This window comes from Acinetobacter sp. YH01019, assembly GCF_013420285.1.
GTDB lineage: Bacteria > Pseudomonadota > Gammaproteobacteria > Pseudomonadales > Moraxellaceae > Acinetobacter > Acinetobacter gandensis.
Genome location: NZ_VOYM01000136.1, coordinates 1 through 4095, shown reverse-complemented (window position 1 = coordinate 4095; position 4095 = coordinate 1). Strand labels below are relative to the sequence as shown.

General features: G+C 39.0%; 4 protein-coding genes and 1 pseudogene. All 5 read right to left on the bottom strand.

All coding sequences use genetic code 11. The features are described 5' to 3' along the window. Window positions 1-129: 129 nt before the first annotated feature. Window positions 130-222: pseudogene (locus FTT84_RS17105) on the bottom strand (organic hydroperoxide resistance protein); the annotation flags it as partial. Window positions 223-328: 106 nt separating this feature from the next. Further along, a complete protein-coding gene (locus tag FTT84_RS17100; RefSeq protein WP_180058189.1) occupies window positions 329-1153 on the bottom strand; it encodes a carbon-nitrogen hydrolase family protein in 825 nt (274 codons plus the stop codon). Window positions 1154-1183: 30 nt separating this feature from the next. Continuing rightward, window positions 1184-1702, bottom strand: coding sequence for an anti-anti-sigma factor GigB (gigB, locus tag FTT84_RS17095; RefSeq protein WP_180058188.1), 519 nt, complete (start codon window positions 1700-1702; stop codon window positions 1184-1186). 112 nt (window positions 1703-1814) lie between these two features. Next, window positions 1815-2783 (bottom strand): RsbU family protein phosphatase GigA, encoded by a 969-nt coding sequence (gigA, locus tag FTT84_RS17090; protein WP_067763422.1) that lies wholly within the window; start codon window positions 2781-2783, stop codon window positions 1815-1817. Between the two features lie 98 nt (window positions 2784-2881). After that, window positions 2882-3802 (bottom strand): VacJ family lipoprotein, encoded by a 921-nt coding sequence (locus FTT84_RS17085; RefSeq protein ID WP_180058187.1) that lies wholly within the window; start codon window positions 3800-3802, stop codon window positions 2882-2884. Window positions 3803-4095: the final 293 nt, after the last annotated feature.

Genomic DNA, 4095 nt, shown 5'->3' with positions numbered 1-4095 from the left:
TTTGTGCCATTTTTCTTTATACTGTCACTTAGGCAGGCTGGACACTTGATTTCTAGAGTTATTCGCATTTCTCTATTTTATCAAAATCCAACCTGCTTTTTTTCAGCATACTTTTTGAAACACCACCGGAATATCTAATAGTCCATCGGAAGTTGTTGCACGGCCGTCTCGGCCACCAGTTGCCTTTGCTTTTGCGGTATATACAGCTTTTTCTAAAGTCATTATTAAACCCCTGTGATTAACCATCAATTGTCTATCGTGGGGGATTTTGCTTAAACAATAATCAGCTTTTTTGTAATTTATTTAAATATAACGTGTAACTGAGGGCTTAGTATTGGATGAGGACACGATGTTGCATCAGTGGCATAGATTCACGGATTTTCACTTGTTCTACTAAATCAAAAGGTACTGTGATTAAGCCAGCACCTTCGGTTTGGATCATCTCTTGTAACTCACCACGGCTATTTGCAGCACCCGTGTGACCCCAAGTTTGACGTTTTTCACCATGCCAACCTTGTTGTGCCGAACCCAAAACAGCGCATTGACTGTCCATTGCACGTGCTTGTAACAACAATTGCCAATGCATCTCACCTGTGGTGTAGGTGAATGCTGCGGGAGCTGTCAAAATATTTGCACCTTGTGCATGTAACTTGAGAGCCAATTCAGGAAAACGTAGGTCGTAACATACCATTAAGCCAATATTGCCAAATGGTGTTTTTGCAACAACGGTATGAGTTCCAGGTTCAAAAAATTTTGATTCTTGATAACCTCCGACAGCATCACCAACTTGTACATCAAACAGATGAATTTTGTCATAACGAGCTTCAGTACGTTCGGGACTAATGCATAAACTTACTGTTCGAACACGACCATCTGCAATGATAGAGCCATCTGGACGATACGGGCATGGGAGTGTGCCAGCAATAATCCAAAGTTGGTATTGGTGTGCAAGTTGCTCAAGTCTTTGTTGGATAACTTCAAACTGAGCAGCTGTTTCACGTTGTTTACCTGCAGCGAAACAAACAAAATTTTCTGGAAAAACAATTAAACTTGCTCCTTGTGCTTGGCTTTGTTGCATCAATGATTCTATGACCTTGAAATTATCTTCAATGTCATTTTGTGAATTCATTTGTGCAACAGAAAGTAAGGTCATTGGGAGAAAGTCCGTTGTTTTTATTAGAAATTAGACGTTTTGTTGGCGAGTCTGGTCGAGATTTTCCTGCTCTTTTTGCAGTTGTTTGACCAATGGCTCAAACATATTTTGGTTGCTTTCATTTAACTTCATTAAAGTTTTATGCGCATCTAAAACGGTATTCAACATATTGTTATGTGTAATATGTTCTTCCATCAGTTCGCGTGTACAAACCTTTGGATCACCACAATAATTTAAGATAACAAAAACCTGACCCAAGCCCATACTGTTTGCAAGCGTGGTGATGTCGGTGTTTGTGGATAACATTACCGCTTGGATGTGGTGGATTTGTTTCAGCTTTAAACCAAGTTTTGCCAAAATACCAAGCACAGTGCTATCGATGAATGTAGTTTGGGTTAAATCTACAATTGCACCGACTACATTTTGTTGCTGTTCAATTTTGTTGAGTAGCTTGTCTAGACTAATACAAGATTGGGCACGCACTTCGCCAATAAGCTTAAAAATATGCGTTCCGTTCAAGCTTGCATATTCAACATGACCTGTTGACATATAAATGCCATTTGCAGAAAAGGATAGTAAATTATCCCATAGGGCTACAGCTTACTCAAGTAGCCTAACGACTTAAGCATAAGGACTTATCATTAAGTATTTGATTTTTGGATTAATTGATTCGTCGTATACTGAGGATTGCAATATCGTCAGCGACGTGGTCAGGTGCTTGAAATGATTGATTTTGCAAGTGATACACCAATTGACCGAGCTGTTCATTCAAGCCACCATCGAAAGGTTCAAGTGCGCCATCTGAGCAGATGACGAAGCGCGTATAGCGATTAAGCTGGCACTCAAACTCTTCAACTTCTAAGTCTTCCGTCAAACCGAGTGGGAAACTACTGGTATTTAAAATACGGGCAGGTAGACCTGGTTCAAATAAGATAGCAGGAGGATAATGACCAGCACTTGACCACTTTAAAACGTGGGTTTCAAGGTTTAATGTACCTGCAATCATGGTGATGTGCTTTTCAATATTTTCCTGAACAAGCATGCCGTTAAGTTTTTTAATTAACTCGCGCGGGGTTTTAGAACGTCCATGAAATGCAGCCATCCAAGAGGTGAGTAAGCTACTCGTAACCCCGTGACCTGAAACGTCAGCTAAATAAAAAATAATTTCTTTATCATTTAACTTCCAATAATCATACCAATCACCAGACAGATAGGCAGATGGCTGAAAGAAAGTTTCAATTTTATAATTTTTGAGTTCAATGGGATTTGGGAGCAATCTTTTTTGTAATTCAGCAGCAGAGGGTAGATCACGGCTGTCTTGATTACGCTTATATTGCGCGTCAATTTGGCTAAGAGCATCTTGTAGATTAGTTGGAATATGATCCCAAACCCAGCCAGCAAGCGCGCCTTGTTGCCATGCTTGAGCAAGAGCAGCACCTTCATGTTCGAAGGCCAGTACTATTGTGGGAATTGTCCATTTATAATGCAGGTAATCGGCGACATCTGCAATTGCAATGATGGTTGGGTCATATAAATCTAGATCTTCAATGTGAATCATTTGCACGCTAGGAAGCGCATCAAGTACCTGATCTAAATATGGAATATCACGAGTAGGCTGAATGAAATACATAAAGAATAAGAACGATCCAACGACATACAATAAGATGTACTATAACAAGCAAATGCTAGCTGGAGGAAAAAACCCACCAGCCAATTGAAAAAAAATATTTATTCTGTCACATCATTATCTTCATTAATGACATCATCTGGATTCTGTTGAGTCGTCTCATCTGTATTGTCTATAGATGTATCTTCATCATCAAAATTGTCATCTTCATCGCCAATAAATAAATTTTCCTCAGCAATACCTTTCTTTTCAGCAATCGAATAGCTCAATCGTTGTAGATAAATATCGCGAATTTGTGAGTATTTATCTCCCTGTATTGCACTATCAATATCTAAAAGTTGTGAGCGCGCATCAACACCACGTAAAGTCTGTTCTGTCCAATAAGCGCCATCATGTCCATCAAGCATATATTTTTGTGGACGGCCTTGACTGTCTACAGCTAGACCAACTGTTTGACGAATAGTGCTTGGGCCAAAAATTGGTAAAACAATATATGGGCCTGATGGGATTCCGTAATATCCTAAGGTCGCACCGAAATTTTCATCTTCAGTAGTCAAACCTAAACGACTTGCGGGGTCAGCAAAGCCAAGTGTTGTTAGTGTGTTTACAGTAAAGCGTCCAAGTGATTGTGCTGCACGAACAGGGCGCCCTTGAATGAGCTGGTTAAAGGCATTCCAAGGTTCTCCTAAATTTTTACGAAATAAGCGATAAGAATCACGCACATCCTTTGGTGTCTTTTCAACATATTGCACAGCTAAGGGGCGAGCAATATGAATATCTAAGTAATCGTTCATTGCATAAACTTGACGATTCAATGGCTGAAACGGATCTTTGTCATCCTCTGATTGTGCGGCATTGGCATTTACAGTTAGTTTTTTTATGGCAGCAGCAGTACGTGAATCATGTGGAACAGTATTCGTTGTATTTGTATCTGTCGTCGATGTTTCCACATCTTGGGCATTAAGGTGTGTAGAACATGCAATTAAAAACATACCTACATATAGATAAGAAGATTGATGCATAAAAAATCCTGGGAGTTTTTATATTAAAACGGCGATTAGACGCGATGATAAATAAAAAACATCCTCTGTAGTCTTAGAATTGCGACTATTAAAGCAAATTTGAACAAAAAATGAATAAAAAAATGCAAAATGACTAAAAAATAGACGTATAAAAATAATAATTCAAAAAAGGTGTTGCGTTGGGTAAGAAATGCTGTAGAATGCACATCCATCGGCGGTGATGAAGATTAAAACTTCTGATAAAACAGTGACTTAGTTAAGATTGATTAAGTTGGGTTTTAGAAAGAAAGTTT